The 17,346-nt window shown below is 71.1% G+C and carries 17 protein-coding genes; 9 read left to right on the top strand and 8 right to left on the bottom strand.

Going from position 1 to position 17,346, the window contains the following annotated elements; all coding sequences use genetic code 11:
- The first annotated feature begins 20 nt into the window (after window positions 1–20).
- The 5 genes from AB0I28_RS29985 (at window position 21) to AB0I28_RS29965 (ending at window position 5,516) form a co-directional block, all read left to right on the top strand.
- Window positions 21–566, top strand: coding sequence for a hypothetical protein (locus AB0I28_RS29985; protein WP_357498948.1), 546 nt, complete (start codon window positions 21–23; stop codon window positions 564–566).
- A 43-nt stretch (window positions 567–609) separates the two neighbouring features.
- Window positions 610–1,185, top strand: a complete 576-nt coding sequence (locus AB0I28_RS29980) for a TetR/AcrR family transcriptional regulator (protein ID WP_357498946.1) — start codon at window positions 610–612, stop codon at window positions 1,183–1,185.
- A 73-nt stretch (window positions 1,186–1,258) separates the two neighbouring features.
- Window positions 1,259–3,067: an alpha/beta fold hydrolase gene (locus AB0I28_RS29975; RefSeq protein ID WP_357498944.1), complete on the top strand. Its 1,809-nt coding sequence runs from the start codon at window positions 1,259–1,261 to the stop codon at window positions 3,065–3,067.
- Window positions 3,068–3,189: 122 nt separating this feature from the next.
- A complete protein-coding gene (locus AB0I28_RS29970) occupies window positions 3,190–3,564 on the top strand; it encodes a hypothetical protein (RefSeq protein WP_357498943.1) in 375 nt (124 codons plus the stop codon).
- On the top strand, window positions 3,561–5,516 hold the full coding sequence (locus AB0I28_RS29965) for a caspase family protein (RefSeq protein WP_357498942.1): 1,956 nt from the start codon (window positions 3,561–3,563) through the stop codon (window positions 5,514–5,516). Before AB0I28_RS29970 ends, AB0I28_RS29965 begins: the two co-directional genes overlap by 4 nt.
- A 37-nt stretch (window positions 5,517–5,553) precedes the next feature.
- Here AB0I28_RS29965 and AB0I28_RS29960 read toward each other — a convergent pair whose 3' ends face one another.
- From AB0I28_RS29960 to AB0I28_RS29950, 3 genes are read right to left on the bottom strand one after another with little or no spacing between them, the layout of a single operon-like run.
- Window positions 5,554–6,351 (bottom strand): ABC transporter permease, encoded by a 798-nt coding sequence (locus tag AB0I28_RS29960; protein WP_357498940.1) that lies wholly within the window; start codon window positions 6,349–6,351, stop codon window positions 5,554–5,556.
- A 13-nt stretch (window positions 6,352–6,364) separates the two neighbouring features.
- Complete coding sequence (locus AB0I28_RS29955) at window positions 6,365–7,132, bottom strand: ABC transporter permease (protein WP_357498938.1); 768 nt, start codon at window positions 7,130–7,132, stop codon at window positions 6,365–6,367.
- Window positions 7,132–8,046, bottom strand: a complete 915-nt coding sequence (locus AB0I28_RS29950) for an ABC transporter ATP-binding protein (RefSeq protein WP_357499206.1) — start codon at window positions 8,044–8,046, stop codon at window positions 7,132–7,134. Before AB0I28_RS29950 ends, AB0I28_RS29955 begins: the two co-directional genes overlap by 1 nt.
- A 152-nt stretch (window positions 8,047–8,198) precedes the next feature.
- On the opposite strand from AB0I28_RS29950, the gene AB0I28_RS29945 reads away from it, so the two are divergent.
- Both AB0I28_RS29945 and AB0I28_RS29940 read left to right on the top strand, forming a co-directional pair.
- A complete protein-coding gene (locus tag AB0I28_RS29945; RefSeq protein ID WP_357498936.1) occupies window positions 8,199–8,486 on the top strand; it encodes a type II toxin-antitoxin system Phd/YefM family antitoxin in 288 nt (95 codons plus the stop codon).
- Entirely contained in the window at window positions 8,486–8,773 is a 288-nt protein-coding gene (locus AB0I28_RS29940; RefSeq protein ID WP_357498934.1) for a type II toxin-antitoxin system RelE/ParE family toxin, read from the top strand. Before AB0I28_RS29945 ends, AB0I28_RS29940 begins: the two co-directional genes overlap by 1 nt.
- A gap of 59 nt (window positions 8,774–8,832) precedes the next feature.
- Here the strand turns inward: AB0I28_RS29940 and AB0I28_RS29935 are convergent, their stop codons facing one another.
- Window positions 8,833–10,980 (bottom strand): discoidin domain-containing protein, encoded by a 2,148-nt coding sequence (locus AB0I28_RS29935; RefSeq protein WP_357498932.1) that lies wholly within the window; start codon window positions 10,978–10,980, stop codon window positions 8,833–8,835.
- Between the two features lie 235 nt (window positions 10,981–11,215).
- Entirely contained in the window at window positions 11,216–13,063 is a 1,848-nt protein-coding gene (gene dnaG, locus AB0I28_RS29930; RefSeq protein ID WP_357498930.1) for a DNA primase, read from the bottom strand.
- A 288-nt stretch (window positions 13,064–13,351) separates the two neighbouring features.
- On the opposite strand from dnaG, the gene AB0I28_RS29925 reads away from it, so the two are divergent.
- A complete protein-coding gene (locus tag AB0I28_RS29925; protein WP_357498928.1) occupies window positions 13,352–15,268 on the top strand; it encodes a hypothetical protein in 1,917 nt (638 codons plus the stop codon).
- 80 nt (window positions 15,269–15,348) lie between these two features.
- On the opposite strand, the gene AB0I28_RS29920 is transcribed toward AB0I28_RS29925, so the two are convergent.
- Window positions 15,349–15,693, bottom strand: a complete 345-nt coding sequence (locus AB0I28_RS29920) for a TetR-like C-terminal domain-containing protein (protein ID WP_357498926.1) — start codon at window positions 15,691–15,693, stop codon at window positions 15,349–15,351.
- A complete protein-coding gene (locus AB0I28_RS29915) occupies window positions 15,677–16,189 on the bottom strand; it encodes a hypothetical protein (protein ID WP_357498924.1) in 513 nt (170 codons plus the stop codon). Before AB0I28_RS29915 ends, AB0I28_RS29920 begins: the two co-directional genes overlap by 17 nt.
- An 86-nt stretch (window positions 16,190–16,275) precedes the next feature.
- On the opposite strand from AB0I28_RS29915, the gene AB0I28_RS29910 reads away from it, so the two are divergent.
- Window positions 16,276–16,431 carry a hypothetical protein gene (locus AB0I28_RS29910; RefSeq protein WP_357498923.1) on the top strand — a complete coding sequence of 52 codons (156 nt, stop codon included), beginning with the start codon at window positions 16,276–16,278 and terminating at the stop codon, window positions 16,429–16,431.
- 94 nt (window positions 16,432–16,525) lie between these two features.
- Here AB0I28_RS29910 and AB0I28_RS29905 read toward each other — a convergent pair whose 3' ends face one another.
- Complete coding sequence (locus tag AB0I28_RS29905) at window positions 16,526–17,344, bottom strand: NAD(P)H-binding protein (protein ID WP_357498922.1); 819 nt, start codon at window positions 17,342–17,344, stop codon at window positions 16,526–16,528.
- Window positions 17,345–17,346 lie beyond the last annotated feature (2 nt).

Genomic DNA, 17,346 nt, shown 5'->3' with positions numbered 1-17,346 from the left:
CGGGCGGCGATCATGTCGGGATGTCCCGCGTCGTGCTCGTCACCGGTCTCCAGGCCGCAGGAAAGACCACCGTCGCCGGGCTGCTCGCCCGGCGTATCTCGCCGCTGGCGGCGCATTTCGACGGTGACGTGCTGTATCACGCGGTGGTCTCGGGGCACGTGGACATGACCCCGGATCCCGATCCCGCCGCGGAACGCGAGCTGCGCCTGCGGTACGAGGGTTCGGCGCTGCTGGCCTCGCATTACGCGCGCAACGGTGTCGACTTCGTGTGCAGCGACATCATCATGGGCGAGGACGTGACGCGGTGGCTTGACCGGGTCGCCGACTTCGAGCGGCACCTGGTGGTGCTCTGCCCGTCGACGGAGGCGGTCGTCGCCCGCGAGATCGGGCGGGGCTCGAACGCCTACCGCGACTGGGGCGCCGATCTGACGGCGGCGGTCGAGTCGATGCGCACCGATCTCGACGAGACGCCGAGGCGCGGGCTGTGGCTGGACAGCAGCGGGCTGAGCGCCGAGGAGACCGTGGATCGCATTCTCGCCGACGGGATGCTCGCCTCGCGATACTGAGCCCGGAGCCGGCTGAATATGACGACCGGTCTATTCTTGCCGGATGGCGGTCAAGGGCGATGAGACGAAGGCGCGGCTGATCGAGGCGACCCGGCGGCTCGTGGAGGCCAAGGGCTACCACGGCACCGGCCTCAACGAGATCCTCACGGCCTCCGGCGCGCCCCGCGGCTCGCTCTACCACCACTTCCCCGGCGGCAAGGACCAGCTCGTCGGCGAGGCCCTGTCGGCCGCCGGACGCGAGATCGACGGCGTCGTCGCCGAACTGTCCGCCACCGCCGCCGGCCCGGCCGAGCTCGTGGCGGCCCTCCTCGACGCGCTCGCCGAGCGCATGGTCGCCGCCGACTACACCAAGGGCTGCCCCGTCGCGACCGTCGCGCTGGAGGTCGCCGCGACCAACGACGCCCTCCAGCCGCTGTGCGACGGCATCTACACCGGGTGGCGGCGAGCGCTGGCCTCCGCGCTGCTCGCCGACGGTCACGACGCCGCCGAGGTCGACGACCTCGCCACGACGGTCCTCGCGCTGATCGAGGGCTCGCTGGTGCTGGCCCGCACCGCCCGCAGCCGGACGCCGATCGAGCAGACCGGGCGCCGGATCACCCGGCTGCTCGCCAAGCGCTAAGGAAGCGCCGGGACGCTCCGGCGCTTCCTCTTCGGCCAACGAATATGCAGATCGGTCTAGAGAGGAACGAGAGATGGAAGAGAAGCCCGACACCGCCGTCTTCGGCGCGACCGGACTCATCGGCAAGTGGACCGTCCGGCGGCTGCTCGGCGAGGGCCGCGCGGTCGCCGCCGTCGTCCGCGACCCCGCCCGGTCCGGGCCCGCGCTGCGCGGCTGGCTCCACGAGAACCACACCGGCACCGACCGGCTGACCGTGCTCGCCGGCGAACTCACCGGCGGCCCGGTCCTCGGCTTGAGCGCCGCCGACGACGCAAGGCTCACGGGCGTCCGCGACGTCTTCAACACCGCCGCCCTCTACCGCTTCGGCATGCGACGGGCCGAAGCCGCCGCCGTCAACGTCGAAGGCGCCCTCGACGTCGTCCGCTGGGCGGCGACCCGGCCCGGCCTGCGCAGGCTCGTCCACGTCTCCGGCTACCGCGTGGGCCTGGAAACCGACCCGCGCCATCCCATGCCGGAAGCCGAACTCGCCGGGATCTACCGGAGGAAGGGCGCCTACGAGGGCTCCAAGATCGAAGGCGACGCGGCCGTGCGGGTCGCCGCCGCCGAACTCGGCGTGCCGCTGACCGTCGTCAACCCCAGCAGCGTCATCGGCCACTCGGTGACCGGCGAGTCCGGCCAGTACATCGGCCTCGCCGCCCTGGTCGAGCAGTTGTGGACCGGCCGCCTCCCCGCCCTGCCGGGAACCGCGCGGACTTTCGTCCCCGTCGTGACCGTCGACCACCTCGCCGCCTTCATGGCCGCGATCCCCGACCACGACGGCGATCCCGGCGGGGCGCACTGGGTCCTCGACGAGCGGACCCCGCACCTCCCCGAGCTCGTCGGCCTCCTCGCCGGGCACCTCGGCGTCCCCGCACCGAAGCGGCTCGTGCCCGTGTCACTGGTCCGCCGTCTTCCCAAGGCCGTCACCAGAGCCGAGCCCGAGACCCTCGGCTTCCTCACCGAGGACCGCTACGACACCGCCACGGCCGAGCGGATCGCCGACTCCGCCGGGCTGCGGCAGGCTCCCGTCGAGACCGCCCTGCGCCGCTGGGCCGACCGGCTCGTCGCCGACGGCTTCGGCGCCGCGCCCTCGGCGCTGCCCGGCGGTTTCGCCGAGGTCGCCGGAGCCCGGACCTACCTCGCTGGTGAGCGGACCGTCCCGGAGTTCGTGTTCCTGCACGGCATCCCGCTCGACGGCGAGTCCTGGCGGGGAGTGCTCGGACAGCTCGGCGACTCCCCCGCGCTGGTCGCCGATCTGCCCGGCCTCGGCCGCTCGGCGCCCACGGCCGTCACCGACCTGGAGTGGCTGACCGAACTGCTGGCACCACTGGAATCCCGGCCGGTCCTGGTCGCCCACTCGGCGGGATGCGCGCCCGCACTGCGCTACGCCGGGACGCATCCCGACCGGGTCGGCGGGGTGGTGCTGGTCTCGCCGTACTTCCTGCAGGAGAAGGGATCGGCGGTCCTCCGGACACCGGCCCTGGCCGCACCGATGCTGCGGCGGGCCTCCCCCGCGCGGCTGGCGAGCGCGCTGGTGGGCGGGACTCCCTCACCCGAGGTTCTGCACGCCGTGACCAGCGCCGCCGCTCAGCTGGCCCGGCCCGGCGTCGCGCGCCGCAACGCCCGCCGGCTCCGGGAGGCCCACCGCGCCGGCGAACGCGTCGCGCTGACCGCGCTGCTCGGAAGGGTCGTCGGCGTGCGGATCGTCGCCGGGGAAAGGGATCGGCTGGTCGGTGATCCCGGATCCGTGCCCGTCGCGACCGTTCCCGGTGCCGGGCACTGCCCGCAGCTCAGCGATCCGGCGGCGGTCGGGGCGGTGATTCGCGAGGCGGCGCGTCACTGATGCGGCCGGAAACGGCCCGGTGACTGGCCGTTCCACGTTCGTGCGTCCACAATGGTCCTATGTCCGCCGCGACGCCCTCGTCCAAGGCGCCGCGGCGGTTCACCGGTCGACCAGGGGGTGCGGTGGAACTCAGCTTCACGGTGGCGTCGGAGTCGCGTCAGCTCGACGGCGAGGACCTCTTCCGGGCCCTTTCGCGTTCCGGAGGGCCGGACACGCGGCTGACCCGCGTCTACGGGTCGGGCACCGAAGGCCACATGGCCGGCGTACTGGAGACGATCCTCGCGATCGCCAACTCGGCCGCCGCGATCACCGGCGCGGTCGCCGCCTGCGGCGCCTGGCTGAGCTCGCGGCGGATGACCGCGCGAAGACAGGACCGGCCGCTGGAGATCACCGTGGAGACCGCGGGCCGCCGGGTGGTGCTCAAAGCCGGTACGCCCGAGGAGATCGCCGGCGCCATCGCGGTGCTCGCGCTGCTCGACCGGGAGTCGCCGGAATGACCGGACTGCCCGCCGCCGAGGGCTCGCGGGTCGTGCTGATCGGCGTTCCGGTGTACAGCGACGAGGTCCTCACCGACGTCCCGGGCGCGGCCGGCAACGTCGCGAGGCTGCGCCGGCTGTTCACCGATCCCGAGGTGTGGGGCCTGCCCGAGGAGCACGTCGTCGGCGTCGACGAGCGGGCCGGCATCGGCGAGGTCCTCGGCCGCATCCACGAGGCCGCCAATGAGGCCACCGACGCGCTGGTGGTCTACTTCGCCGGGCACGGCCTGGCCGACCGCGACGATCTGCGGCTCATGCTCGCCGAATCGGCGCCCTCGCGTCGCTGGACCGGCCTGGCCTACCGCGACATCCGCAACCTGCTGCTGGACCACGGATCCCGGGCCCGCTGGAAGATCGTCATCCTCGACTGCTGCTTCGCCGGCGCGGCCTTCGACGGCACGCTGAGCGGCCCCGACCAGGTCAGAGACCTCACCGCCATCCGCGGCAGCTTCGTGCTGACCGCCTGCGGCGAGAACGAGTTCGCCTGGGCGCCACCGGGAGAGGAGCACACCGCCTTCAGCGGGGAACTGATCCGGCTGCTCGACGAGGGAGTCGAGGGCGGACCGGAGTTCCTCGACCTCGACACCATCTACGACCGCGCGGCGGCCGGCATGCGCGAGATCAACGGCCCCGTGCCGCAGCGTCGCACCCACGACGCCGGCGGCAAGGCCGTGCTCGGCCGCAACCGGGCGTGGCGGCCCCCGCAAGCTCAGCCGCCCCCCGTGAGTCGGCCCGTCGAACCGGCCGCCCTCCCGTCCGGACTCCGTCGGGAAGGACCCTCCGTATACGTCGACGTGAAGCCGGGCGGTTGCCACGGTGTCGTTGACGAGACCGCCTTCTACGAGACCGAACGCGGCATGGTCGGCATCGACCTGAACAGCGGCCACATCGCCTGGATGCGCGAGCGCCGCGGAGCCGAGGCCGCCGTCGTGGGCGCGCGGATCCAGTTCGTCACCGAGGAGAGCACGACCGTCTTCAGCGCGCGGACCGGCGCCGACGTCTTCACCTGGTCGGGCGAGCACGACGGCGGTGTGGCCGTCTACGACTCGCCCGAGGTGACCGTCCTTGCCGAGATGAGCGCGGCGGAGGGCGTCCTCCGGCAGATCCACGGCCTTTCGTCCCGGGACGGTTCTCCACTGTGGACTTGTGATGAGGATCTGCGGTCCTGGCGCGGCTTCTTCGACCACGCGGGCACGACCTACCTCGTCGCCGAGGACGCCGAGGGGAACATGTCGACGCTCGACATCGCGACCGGCGACCTGCACCGCCTCGACCTGCCGCCGGGCGCCGACGCGGCCGCCGCCTGGGGCCTGGTCTGGGCCCTGGCCCCCAACGACAACGGTGGCTCCGGCCTGAGCTGGTGGACGGCCGCCGACGGCACGACGCCGAGGGTCGCCGACCTGCGGGTCGAGGACCTGACCGGCGAGTTGAGGTTTCGCGAGCTCGGCCCGGAGTTCGACGACTTCACGCCGCTGGTCTCCTTTCGCCCCTACGTCGTCCTCGTCGACGATGGAGGAAGGGCCGCGGCGCTCTGGTCGCACCGGCTCGGGTTCCAGTCGATGCCGCTGGGCTCGGCCGACGACGTGGTCGAGGTCTACGACCGCCGCTTCGCGGTCCTCACCGCCGACGAACGCGGCCGACCGGTCACCCGCGTCCAGCACGAGTGGGGACGCACGGGATTCACCGTCGAGCGGCACTTTCGGCGCGTCGACCGCGGCACCGCGATCAGCGCGCCCAAGGCCTGGACCTCCGACGGCCGCGCTGCGCCCGCGCGGATCGCGCTGCTCGACGTGCGCACCGGCGGGGTCACCGAACTCGGCACCGTCCAGACGCCGGGGATGTGCGCCTGGTCGGACACCCACCTGGTCACGCCGACGGCCGAGGGCCTCCAGGTGTGGCGCTTTCGGGAATGACGGACGGGCGGGGCCGTGAGGTCCCGCCCGTCCGGCGTCACTTGTAGAGCAGCTTCGACATCCGCCGCGAGGCGAACGCCAGGCACACGCCGGCGACGGCGACCAGGTAGGCGCAGTGCACCAGCAGCCACGGCGACAGCTCACCGAGCGAGAAGGCCCGCAGCAGCTCGATCCCGTGGTACAGCGGTGAAAGGTGCACCAGCCACTGCACGGCCTCGGGGTAGTTCTCGATCGGCGCGAAGGATCCGGAGAACAGGAACATCACGAAGACGAAGGCCATCATCCAGTCGAAGTCCGGCCAGTTGCGGAAGTAGGTCGTGGCGAGCAGGCCGATGCCGGAGAACGCCAGCCCGACCAGCACCGAGCCAGGCAGCGCCAGCAGCGACCACCACGTCTCGGTCAGGCCGAGCGCTGCCATCACGATCAGGAAGGCCGTGCTGTAGATCGCGCCGCGGATCAGCGCCCAGGAGATCTCGCCGGCGGCGACGTCGCGCGGCCGCATCGGCGTGGCGAGGACCCCGTCGTAGAGCTTCATCCACTTCAGCTTGCCGAAGACGTTGAAGGTCGTCTCGGCGACGGCGGCGTTCATCGCGGCGCTGGCCAGCATCGCCGGGGCCACGAAGACCGCGTAGTCGACCATCCGGCCGTCGGGCAGCTCGATCTGCTTGACCAGCGCGCCGACGCCGACGCCGAGGGAGAACAGGTAGAACAGCGACTCCAGCAGCCCGGTGAGGATCACCAGCCAGCCGTGCTTGTGGACCGTGTAGTTGCGCTCGACCATCGGGCCGGGGCGCAGCCCCTTGTTGCGGATGGCGAGGGTGGTCATGACCGTCATGTGACTCCTCCTTTCAGACCTTGAGCCGCTTGTTGAGCGTGTACCGGGCGGCGTACCAGCCGGCGACCGTCCACACCAGCAGGACCGCCAGGTGCGCCGGCCAGGGCCACGGCGGGGCGACACCGAGAGTCGCGGCGCGGGCGAGTTCGACACCGTGCCAGACCGGGGAGACCCAGGCCAGCGGCTGGACGACCGCGGGCAGCTGGTCGAGGGGGAAGAACACCGCCGAGAACAGCGTCAACGGCAAGATCCCGAAGCGGTGCACGATCGACAGCGACGACTCGTTCTTGGCGGTCATCGAGATCGCGTAGACCGCGCCGATCGACGCCGACGCGGTGAGCAGCGCGGCGAGGACCGCCAGCGGCGCCAGCGGCGAGTAGAGCAGCCCGAAGGCCGCCATGACGCCGAAGAACGCGATCGCCGAGACCGCGCTGCGAAACAGCGCGTAGATGAGGTGGCCGTTGAGGATGTCGTCGTTGGTCAGCGGTGAGGCCTGCATGGCCTTGTACTGGCTTCCCCAGCGCGTCGCCGCGAAGACCGGCCAGGTCAGTTCGCCGGTGGCGATCTGGAAGGCGGTCGAGGCGAGCAGGCCGGGGGCGATGAACGCGACGTAGTCGACACCGCCGATGGCGCTCGACCCGTCGACGTAGCCGCCGACGGCCATGCCGAGGCCGACGATGAACAGCACCGGCAGCAGGAACCCGGAGAACAGCGAGCCGTACCAGGTCCGCCGGTAGTTGAGCAGCCAGTGCTCGAAGGCGTGGAGGGAACCGGCGCTCATCAGTCGACCAGCGTCCGTCCGGTCAGGCGCAGGAAGACGTCCTCCAGGGTGGCGCGGCGTTCCAGGACGCTCGCCGGCTGGAGGCCGCGGCCGTGCACCTCGGCGACGGCCGACTCGGCGTCGGGGGTGTACAGCAGGATCCGGTCGGGGAGGATCTCGACGCGGTCGGCGACGCCGTCGAGCTTCTCGGCGAAGACCTCGTGGTTCTCGGTGTTGAAGCGCAGTTCGACGACCTCGCGGGTCACGTGCGCCTCGATGAGCTGGCGCGGGGTGCCCTCGGCGGCGATCTTGCCGCCGTCCATGACGACGAGGCGGTCGCAGAGCTGCTCGGCCTCGTCCATGTAGTGCGTGGTGAGCACGAGGGTGACGCCGCGCTTCTTGAGGCGGAACAGCCGCTCCCACACCAGGTGGCGGGCCTGCGGGTCGAGGCCCGTGGTCGGCTCGTCGAGCATGACCAGCTCGGGCTCGTTGATCAGGGAGCGCGCGATCGTCAGCCGCCGCCGCATGCCCCCGGAGAGGTCCTCGACCTTCGACTCGGCGCGGTCGGACAGCTGCACGAAGTCCAGGAGCTCGCGGGCGCGCTCGCGGGCCACCTTGTACTTGATGCCGAAGTAGCGCGCGTAGATGACCAGGTTCTCCAGGAGGTTCAGCTCGGTGTCGAGCGTGTCGTCCTGGGGGACCACGCCCAGACGGGCGCGGATCTTGGCGCCCTGCGTGGCGGCGTCCATGCCGAGGATGCGCAGTTCGCCCTCAGTGGGCGGGGAGACGCAGCCGATCATGCGCATGGTCGTCGACTTGCCCGCGCCGTTGGGCCCGAGGAAGCCGAAGGCCTGGCCCTTGGGAACGGTGATGTCGATGCCGTCGACGGCGGTGTGGTCGCCATAGCGCTTGATGAGGCCGCGGGCGGAGATCATGTCTTGCACGCGGCGACGGTACAGCGCGGGTGTGACGGAAGCCAAGGGGATTGCGAAGTCGTCACCTGACCGCGCTGGGTCACCTTGCAGATGCATATTGCTAATGCGTGACCATGACCAGACATACTGTAGTCATGGCTAGAATTATGTACATGGAGACTTTGCCCTTGGCCGAAGTGCGGAACCGCCTGTCCGAGCTGGTCAACTCCGTGGAGCTGACCCACGAGCGCGTCACCGTGACCAAGAACGGCCGCCCGGCGGCCGTGCTGATCTCACCCGAGGACCTGGAACGGCTGGAGGAGACCATCGCGGTGCTCTCCGACCCTCAGACGATGCAGGACCTCGCAGAATCGCAGCAGGCGATCGAACGAGGCGAACTATATGACGCCGCCGATCTCGCCGAGATCATGGCGGCCCGCGTGAAAGACGAGGACGGCTAGTGACCTCGGTCCGCTACACCGTTCGCTTCACGCCCCCCGTCCGACGTGCGCTATCCGAGCCTCCACCTGTCGGGCTCCCGCCGACAGTCGCCTTCGCTGTCGCAGAGTTCATCAACGGCCCGCTTCGCGACAACCCACACCGGGTGGGCAAGCCGCTGGATCCGCCGATGGACGGCATCTGGGCTGCCCGACGTGGGGAGTACCGGGTTCTCTACCGAATCGATGAGAAGGACGAAGTCATCATCGTGACGAGCGCCAGGCACCGCGGCGACGCCTACCGAACCTGACCTCACCTGCCCCTGGGGCCGCGCGCCCCTACGGGACGCGCGGCCGGGTGAGGAAGGTCCTAGACGTAACCATTGAAGTCGGTGATCGACCACCAGCTGCTCGACGCGCCGGTCTGCACGACCCGGATGTAGCGGGCCGAGCGGGCCGTGAACGCCGCGGTGACGAGCGCGGCCGTGCCGGAGCCGGTCGCGACCGGGCTGCCCCAGTTCGCGCCGTCGGTGGACAGGTAGACCTGGTATCCCCGGGCGTAGTCGCCGCCGCTGCCGCCGGAGTCCATGGTGATCTGCCGGACGTTGTGCGCGGCCTTCATGTCGACGACGATCCACTGGCCGTTGACCATCGGCGTGCCGGTGCTCCACCGGCTGCCGAGATCGCCGTCGAGCATCCGCGCGGGGACGTCGGCGCCGCCGGTGGCCGAGGCCGTCGCGGTCCAGCCCGAGCGGTCGAGCTTCTGCGGGCCGGGTCCGCTCCCGCCGCCGGTGTAGGAGGCGAGGTAGGCCGGGATGGTCTCGGTGCCCTGCGCGACGCCGCCGGCGTTGTTGATGACGCGGTTGATGACGCCGTTGCCGCCCAGCGAGACCGTGAGCAGGTTGGTGAAGGCGACCCCGGGGACGTCGGGGACCTCGAAGCCGCGGTCGGCGACGATGCTCGGGTTGACGTTGAAGTAGCAGTAGCTGCCGACTCCCCAGGCGCGGTGGGTGGTGACCCCGTTGGCGACCTTGTAGGCGGCGTACCCGTTGGCGCCGGTGCGCCAGGCGGCCTGTGTCGGCGGGTCGTAGGGCATCTCGTTCTGGAAGAACACCGTCCGGCCGCCCTGGCCGTTCCAGATCACCTGGTACTTCTGGTAGTGCTCGACGAACAGGCCGTAGGCGATGACGTCGGCGCCGTTGACGATGACGCCGGTGTCGGCGGGGTTGAGCGTCCAGCCGATGCCGGCGCCGTGATCGCCGCGCCAGGCCCAGATGTGGTCGATGATGACGTCGCGGCTGTTGACGACGAGGCTGGTGGTCGCCGAACCCGGTCCGGGCCCGCCGATGCGGAAGTAGACGTCCTGGACGGTCGTCGGGTTCGCCGAGTGGCTCGCCCCCGAACCGGTCGGGCCGACCTCCAGCAGCACCGGCGAGTTGACGGTGCCGGCGTCGAAGAGGATCCCGGCGAGCCGCACGCCGTCCACATCGGACACCTTCATGCCGATCACGCCGTTGTCCGGGATCAGGCTGGGGTAGCCGATCCCGAGCACGACCGTCCCGGCGCGGGTCACGTTCAGTGTCTGGTCGAGGTGGTAGATCCCCGGCGAGAACAGCAGGTTGCGACCGGCGGCCAGTGCGGCGTTGAGGGTCGCGGCGCTGTCGCCGGGCTTGGCGACGTGGAAGCCCGACAGCGGCAGCGAGGTGCCCGGCGTCGAGCCGCCCGACCAGGTCGTGCCCTGCGAGTCGCGCCGCAGCGCGGGAAGGAACACCTGGTACTGCCCGGAGGAGTCGATGTAGAGGTACGGCTTCTCGCGGGTGACCGGACTGGTCGGCAGGACCGTGTACGGCGGGCTGGGGAAACTCGGCGCGGGCGCGCCGACCACGCCGGAGAACACCATGTTCCACACGCCGTTGAGCCAGCCGCCGATGCGGCTGTCCCGGGTGAGCCACTGCTGCTGGGAGTAGGGCTGCACGACGTTGTCGATGGCGCTGTCGGCGATGTAGCCGCCGCTGGCCCAGCCGTAGCCGGTCGGCGCGAGGTTGAGATTGCCGCGGACGTGCACCCGCCGCATCGGCGCGGCCTGGGAGACCGCCCAGCGGTTGGTGCCGCCGGTCGGCTGGATCGCCAGGTTCTCGATGGAGCGCCAGAAGTTCTGGGTGGCGTTGCCGCCGAACCAGCCGGCGTCGACGGTCACGCCGCCGTTGATGACGACGTCACCGGGGTTGCGGCCGAGACCGGCGATGGAGGTGTGGAAGCCGATGTTGGCGTTGACGTTGTAACTGCCGGGCTTGAACAGCAGCGCGTAGCGCTGGGGTCCGAACTGGTTGCTCTCCTGTTCGGCGAAGACGGTGTCGAGGCGGCTTTGGATGCTCGCCGCCGACATGGAGGGATCGAAGACGAAGACGTTCGGGCCGAGGACCGGGTCGGCCGCGGCGGCCGGTGCCGCGGTCAGCCCGGCGAGTAACGGTGAGGTGGCGGTGGCCGCGGCGATGCCGAGGACATGGCGTCTGCGCATGGAGGGCTCCTTGGGGCCGGTATGTCACATGCAGTGGGAGAGCGCTCTCCCGGGACGTTAACGAGGTGAATCGGGGACTGTCAAGGTTTCCCGGGCGTTTCGGACAGGTGACGGAAACCGGCCGGGGAGGCCGGAGGCGTCCACTCGGGGCACTGAGCAGGCTTTCCGCACGAAACGGAGAGGGAGAGCGCTCTCCGGAGAACGGTCCGGCAGATGGGACGGCCTAGGACACGCCCTAAACCGCGCGGCTGGCCTGGTCGCGCAGGCTCCGCGCGTGCTGTTCGAGGGAGATCAGCTCACCGAACAGGCGCATGTACAGGTCCTTCTCCTCCACCGGGTTCACCCGCTGGAGCCGCGACTTGATCGCGTTGACCTGCTCGGTGACCAGGGGCAACTGCACCCGCGCGAGGGTCAGGGTCACATACCCCGGCTCCGCCTCGGTCACCGTGCGCAGCGGCTCGACGGCCAGCTCGCCGACGAGCGCCTGCGCGCCCAGGTCGGCACAGGCGTCGGTGATCGCCGAGATCCACACCGGCCCGCCCGAAGCGACCGATGCGCCACCGGCGGCGGCGACGGCCTTGCGGACCTCGGCGTGCAGCGGGTGGCCATAGGGCGACTCGTCGACGGCGTCGAAGTACGGCCCGGCGAGCGCCGGGTACTGGATCGCCAGCTTCAGCGCCTCGCGCTCGACGAGCCAGCGCGGGTTGTCGGCGGATGCGGCCTGCGGTTTGCGCGGCGCCTCGACCCGCTCACCGCGCACGGAGGCGACGGCCCGCCGGACGCGCTCGACGTCCATGCCGAGCCGGCCCGCGAGGTGGTTGACGTAACCCGGGATCAGCGAGCGGTCCTTGATCTTGGCGATCATCGGCGCGGTGGCGCGCAGCCCGGCCACCTGGCCCTCGACGGTGTCGAGGTCGTGGCGCGCCAGCACGCTGCGCAGCGCGAAGGCGATGAGCGGCTCGCGGGCCGCGACGAGGTCCCGGACCGCCTCGTCGCCCTTGGTCATGCGCAGGTCGCAGGGGTCCATGCCGTCGGCGGCCACCGCGATGAAGGTCTGCGCGACGAACTTCTGCTCGTCCTCGAAGGCGCGCAGCGCCGCCTTCTGCCCGGCTGCGTCGCCGTCGAAGGTGAAGACGATCTCGCCGCCCAGCTCGTCGCTGTCCATCAGCATCCGGCGCAGGACGTTGATGTGCTCGCCGCCGAAAGCGGTGCCGCAGGTGGCCACGGCGGTCGGGACACCGGCGAGGTGGCAGGCCATGACGTCGGTGTAGCCCTCGACGATGACCGCGCGGCTCTGCTTGGCGATCTCCCTTTTGGCGTGGTTGATCCCGTAGAGCACCTGGCTCTTCTTGTACAGCGGCGTCTCGGGGGTGTTGAGGTACTTGGGGCCGTCGTCGTCCTCGAAGAGCTTGCGCGCGCCGAACCCGATGACGTCGCCGGCCAGGTCGGTGATCGGCCACAGCAGCCGGCGGCGGAAGCGGTCGATGAGCCGCCCCGAACGCGCCGGCTTGGCCAGGCCCGCGTCGACGAGCTCGTTCGACGTGAAGCCCTTCTGCTGAAGATGCTTGGTCAGCGGGTCCCAGGCGTCGGGCGCGAAACCGCAGCCGTAGGTCTCGGCGGCGGTGCGGTCGAAACCGCGCTGGGAGAGGAAGTCGCGGGCGATCATCGCCTCGGGCCGCGTGAGCTGCTCGCTGTAGTAGGCGGCGGCCTCGTTGTGCGCGGCCAGCAGGCGCTGCTTGACGCCCTGCTTGGGGCGCATGATCGTCGTGCCGCCGGCGTCCTCGTAGCGCAGCTGGTAGCCGACCTTGGACGCCAGGCGCTCCACCGACTCCGCGAAGCTCAGGTGCTCCAGGCGCATGAGGAAGCTGATGGCGTCGCCGCCGACCCCGCAACCGTGGCAGAAGTAGAAGCCGCGCGAGGGGGTGACGTGGAAGCTCGGCGACTTCTCGTCATGAAAGGGACACAGTCCCTTGAGATTGCCGCTGCCGGCCGGCTTCAGGGTGACGTGCTCGGCAATGATGTCGTCGATCGCGGTGCGCTCACGCACTGCGGCGATGTCCTCATCGCGGATCCGGCCAGCCACGCGGCAACCTTACCCGTCACGTGACGAGCGGCAGGTAGGCGCGGCTTCACCGGCAGAGCACGCCGAGTAATGCGCTAGAGTCCGAGGCCATGTCCCCACAGCGACCGTCTCCGCTCGCCCGCGAGCGCGCCTGTGACCCATCGGGAAAGCGGTTCGCCCGGCTTCGGGCAAAGGTCTCGTTCGAGTAGTGTGCCCAGCGGGTGCGAACCTCCTACGCCTGCGAAGTGATCGAGAGTGCCGCCCAGCTCAGTCCATGAGGGAAACAGAGAATCACCGATGAGGCCCCCAATGGTTCCCAATCCTGAATCCGGCCCCGCAGAGCCCGAACAGCAGGCCGCCGCGCCGCCGCCCCCTCCCCCGGCGCCGACGAAGACGCTGGCCCCGGAGACACACGGCCGCGGCGTGCGGATGGCGATCTACCTGTCGGGTGTGGCCATCATGCTCGCGCTGATCGGTTGGATCGTGTTCCTGCCGCCGGACTCCCCCGGTCCCGGCGGAGGCGCCGGTGACGACGCCACCCCCAGCGCCTCGGCTCCGCCGGAGGCCCCCGACCCGCTGCTGGCCGCCGACGGAACCGTCGATCCGGCCGCGTACGTGGACATGGCGGACAAGCTGGCCACCGAGACCGGCATGAACTGGCGGATGGGCTCCGACTGGCACAAGTACCACGGCAAGACCGACTTCGACTCGCTGACGCAGAAGCCTGCGGTCGACACCAGGACGCTCGACCTTCAGCTCGGCAACGTCGACCGCAACTACCAGTTCGGCACCCCGCCGGGTGACCTGAGCTCGCTGCGCGACATACAGGGCCAGGTCGGCTACATCCCGACCGAGGAGCAGCTCCCCGGCGTCGACCACATCACCTCGGTGGAGACGACGGGCACGACGATCGGCTACGCGCCCCGGCCGGGCGGCCGCCTGTCCAACGACGGGCACCCCGAGGTCGAGCTGGCCAACGGCGGCGCCGGCGACTGCGCGAGCGCGGCCGACGTCCCGGTCGGCGACATGGTCGACATGGCCCGCGCCGACGGCCTCGACGGTTCGGCGCACGCGGTCATGGTCTTCGACAAGGGCCTGATCGCCACCGCCGGAACCAGCGGCACCCAGGGCGGTCAGTGCCTCAAGCTGCCCAAGAACCTGGTCCCGACGGCCGTGGCGGTCACGCCCGGCAACGAGTTCGCGCTGATCACCGTCTGGGACACCAAGAAGATCCAGGGCGGCCTGGCCGTCGTGGCGTTGACCGGCAAGCCGCAGAACACCCGTGCCGACTTCGCGCGCCCCTTCCCCGCGCTGCCGAACTCCGGTTACACCGTCGACATGAAGCTGCTGGGCGTCGTGCCGCTCGACGAGATGGTCGCGCCCACCGCGATCGGCGTGACCACCGACTTCCACGGCAACACCGAGCTCGACCGCCGCCAGGAGTGGCTGACCAGCGTCGAGGGCCGTGCCGCCGCCGAGCAGAACGTCGCGCACAACGGGCGCGCGATCATCGTCTCGGCCGCCGAGCGCAAAGCCGTCACCGTCGACCTGACACCGCTGTTCACGGCCACCAACGAGGCCTACTTCGGCGAGACGGTGACCGGCCCGCCGGTCACCGGCGACGGTAAGAAGGAGTGGCCCTTCACCTTCAGTGGCAAGAAGGCCATGACGCCGGTCGTCGGGAACATCGTGGCGCTGCCCTCGGCTCCCAACGCGGCGAGCCTCGCCTGGGACGGCAAGGTCGGCTACGTCGCGACCCGCGACGGGCAGCTGCGCGTGCTGGCCATCGAGAACGCCGCGCAGGTCGCCGAGGTCGGGCAGATCCCGGTCGGGGCGAACCCGACCTGCGTCACCCACAGCAAGGACGGGGCGCAGCTGATCGTCACCTCGCGCGGCGACCGCGCCGTCCAGTGGATCCAGCCGGAGGGCACCAGCGGGACGATCGACCGCACACTGACCGACAGCCGCCTGGCCGACCCGGTCTGCGCCGAGGAGCTGGGCTCGCTGCTCCAGCCCGGTGAGGTCGGCGTGCAGGCCACGACCGTTCCGGTGCTCGCGGTCGCCGACTTCGGCGGCGGCCTGGTGCACAACTACCGCATCGGCGAGGGCGTCTTCGCCGACGGGACCAAGGTGGAGCTGCCCACCGAGGGCTTCGAGTACGGCGGCGCCTACGACCCGAAGGGTAAGCCCTTCCGCGTGTCGGTGACGCTGGATCGGCCGGCTTGAGTTGAGGCCTTAGGGGCCGGGGACCTTCGGGTTCCCGGCCCTTTGCGTTGCCGGGACGAGGGCCGAAGCGGTGGGAGGGGTCACCGCGCCGCCGTGGACCAGCCGCGGAGTGTCGCCGGGATCGCCGACTGAAGGGTGGCCTCGGCGGTGGCGGCGTCGAGTGCTCCGGCGAGTTCGAGGGCCACGAGCCCGTGCAGGGTCACCCAGATCGACAGGGCTATCGATGTCGCGTCGCCGGTGAGGGTCGAGGCGGCGAGCGCCCGGTCGATGCCGTCGAGGAGGGGGCCGACGGGGTCTCCGGTGGGGTCGAAGGTCTGCACGCCGCCGAACAGGACCGTATAGAGGTGGGGGTGCTCGCGCGCCCGGTGCCGGTATGCCGCGGCGAGGGCGTGGATGTCGGCGAGCGGGTCATCGGTGTGCGGCACCTGCGACCACCCCGCGCGCGACGCCCCTGGTCTTCCTCCACGGTGGACCGGTCCGCGGTGTCGTGCTCACCAGGGTCGCCCAGCCGGAGTTCACCGCCCTCGTGCACAAGGCGATCATCGCCGAGCCGGGCCCGATGGACGGGCCCACCGCGCGGATCGACGGGCCGACCGCGCGAGATCTCGCCCCGGCCCCCTCCGGCCCGCCCTCCACGAGCACTCCCCGGTACGCCGTCGCCTTCGGCCTCATGCGGCTGGGGCTGCTGTCACCCGACAGCGGGCTGATCGGCCTGGCCGAAGGCGTCAACGCCTTCACCGCCGCCGACCTGGGAGGCGACACCGCCTCGGCCCAATGCGCGCGGGACGCCCACCGCATACCCGTCGAGGACACCGCCGAGAACTTCTCCTTCAGCGCCGCGGCGAGCATGCGGATCCAGGAGACCATCAAGGATTCGCCGTCGATCGCCGAAGGGCTCGACGGCTCGACCGTGCCGGCCATGCTGATGATCGCCGAGTGCTCCTCCCACCGGGCAGTGGGCGACCGCCGTCCTGGCCGCCGACCCCGCCGTCGAACGGACCCAGTACATGCCCGGCGTCGGGCACCACATGTGGAACGGCCTCGACGGCAACGACGAACGGGCCTACGCCGCGGTCGACACCTTCCTCCAGGGCACCCCGGCGCCCCTGCCGAACTACCCGGCCCCCGCCGACATCCCGGCATTCCTCCAGCAGGGCGGCTGACCGTCCATTCCGGCCCCCGGACCCCGGGCCGCCGGCACCGGCCTCTCGCCTCGGCGTGAGGCCGGTGCGGCGGCCCGCGCCGGCCGCCGGCCCGCTAACCCCCGAACACGCTCGCGTTCTCCCTCGCCCACTGCGCGAAGGTCCGCGCCGGACGGCCCGTGACCCGCTCGACGGTGTCGACCACCGTGTATCCGATCTCCGGCGTGTCCTTCCGGATGCCGATCATCCACGCCGCCGAGGCCTCGTCCCAGCCCTGCGCGGCGAGGTCGGCGGCGACCTCCTCCTCACTGAGCTCGACCAGCTCGATGTCGCGCCCCAGGGCCTCCGCCAGCACCGCCACCTTCTCTCGCACGGTCAGCACCTCGGGTCCGGTGATCGTGTACTCCTTTCCGCCGTGCCCGTCCTGCGTGAGAGCGGCGACGGCGACGGCGGCGATGTCGGCCTCGTGGACGAGGGCGCTCGGCGAGTCGGCGAAACCCTCGCGGACGCGGCCCGCGGCGATGATCCCCGCGGCCCACTCGCGGTGGTTCGACATGAACTCCACCGGCACGAGGAGGGTCGCCTCGACCCCGCTGCCGGCGACCTCCTTGGTGAACTCGTCGTCCTCGGGGCCGCGCAGCACGGTCACCTTCGCGACCCCGGCGGCCTTGGCCAGCGCGAAGATCTCCCTGCCCGTCGAGAGGGTCCGGTAGCCGCCGCCGAAGGTGATGAGGTGGGCGGCGGAGACGCCGTCGAAGACTCCCGCCAGGCTGCCCGGGTCGGCGAGGTCGCCGCCGACGACCTCGACGCCAGCGGGAAACTCGGCCTTGGCGGGGTCGCGCGTCAGCGCCCGGACAGCGTGGCCCGCCTCGACGAGCTGCCGCACGATCTGCCCGCCGACGGTCCCGGTCGCGCCGGTCACGAGAATGGTCATGA

Origin of the sequence: Phytomonospora sp. NPDC050363 (assembly GCF_040655735.1) — a bacterium.
Classification (GTDB): domain Bacteria; phylum Actinomycetota; class Actinomycetes; order Mycobacteriales; family Micromonosporaceae; genus Phytomonospora.
Note: the sequence above shows the minus strand (reverse complement) of the source record. Positions and strands in the feature narration are given on the sequence as shown.

Coding starts and splice junctions, on each gene's coding strand:
- AB0I28_RS29985 (WP_357498948.1), top strand. CDS start 21: ATGTCCCGCGTCGTGCTCGTCACCGGTCTCCAGGCCGCAGGAAAGACC.
- AB0I28_RS29980 (WP_357498946.1), top strand. CDS start 610: ATGGCGGTCAAGGGCGATGAGACGAAGGCGCGGCTGATCGAGGCGACC.
- AB0I28_RS29975 (WP_357498944.1), top strand. CDS start 1,259: ATGGAAGAGAAGCCCGACACCGCCGTCTTCGGCGCGACCGGACTCATC.
- AB0I28_RS29965 (WP_357498942.1), top strand. CDS start 3,561: ATGACCGGACTGCCCGCCGCCGAGGGCTCGCGGGTCGTGCTGATCGGC.
- AB0I28_RS29960 (WP_357498940.1), bottom strand. CDS start 6,351: ATGACGGTCATGACCACCCTCGCCATCCGCAACAAGGGGCTGCGCCCC.
- AB0I28_RS29955 (WP_357498938.1), bottom strand. CDS start 7,132: ATGAGCGCCGGTTCCCTCCACGCCTTCGAGCACTGGCTGCTCAACTAC.
- AB0I28_RS29950 (WP_357499206.1), bottom strand. CDS start 8,046: ATGATCTCCGCCCGCGGCCTCATCAAGCGCTATGGCGACCACACCGCC.
- AB0I28_RS29945 (WP_357498936.1), top strand. CDS start 8,199: ATGGAGACTTTGCCCTTGGCCGAAGTGCGGAACCGCCTGTCCGAGCTG.
- AB0I28_RS29935 (WP_357498932.1), bottom strand. CDS start 10,980: ATGCGCAGACGCCATGTCCTCGGCATCGCCGCGGCCACCGCCACCTCA.
- AB0I28_RS29925 (WP_357498928.1), top strand. CDS start 13,352: ATGGTTCCCAATCCTGAATCCGGCCCCGCAGAGCCCGAACAGCAGGCC.
- AB0I28_RS29915 (WP_357498924.1), bottom strand. CDS start 16,189: ATGGCCGGCACGGTCGAGCCGTCGAGCCCTTCGGCGATCGACGGCGAA.
- AB0I28_RS29910 (WP_357498923.1), top strand. CDS start 16,276: ATGCCCGGCGTCGGGCACCACATGTGGAACGGCCTCGACGGCAACGAC.
- AB0I28_RS29905 (WP_357498922.1), bottom strand. CDS start 17,344: ATGACCATTCTCGTGACCGGCGCGACCGGGACCGTCGGCGGGCAGATC.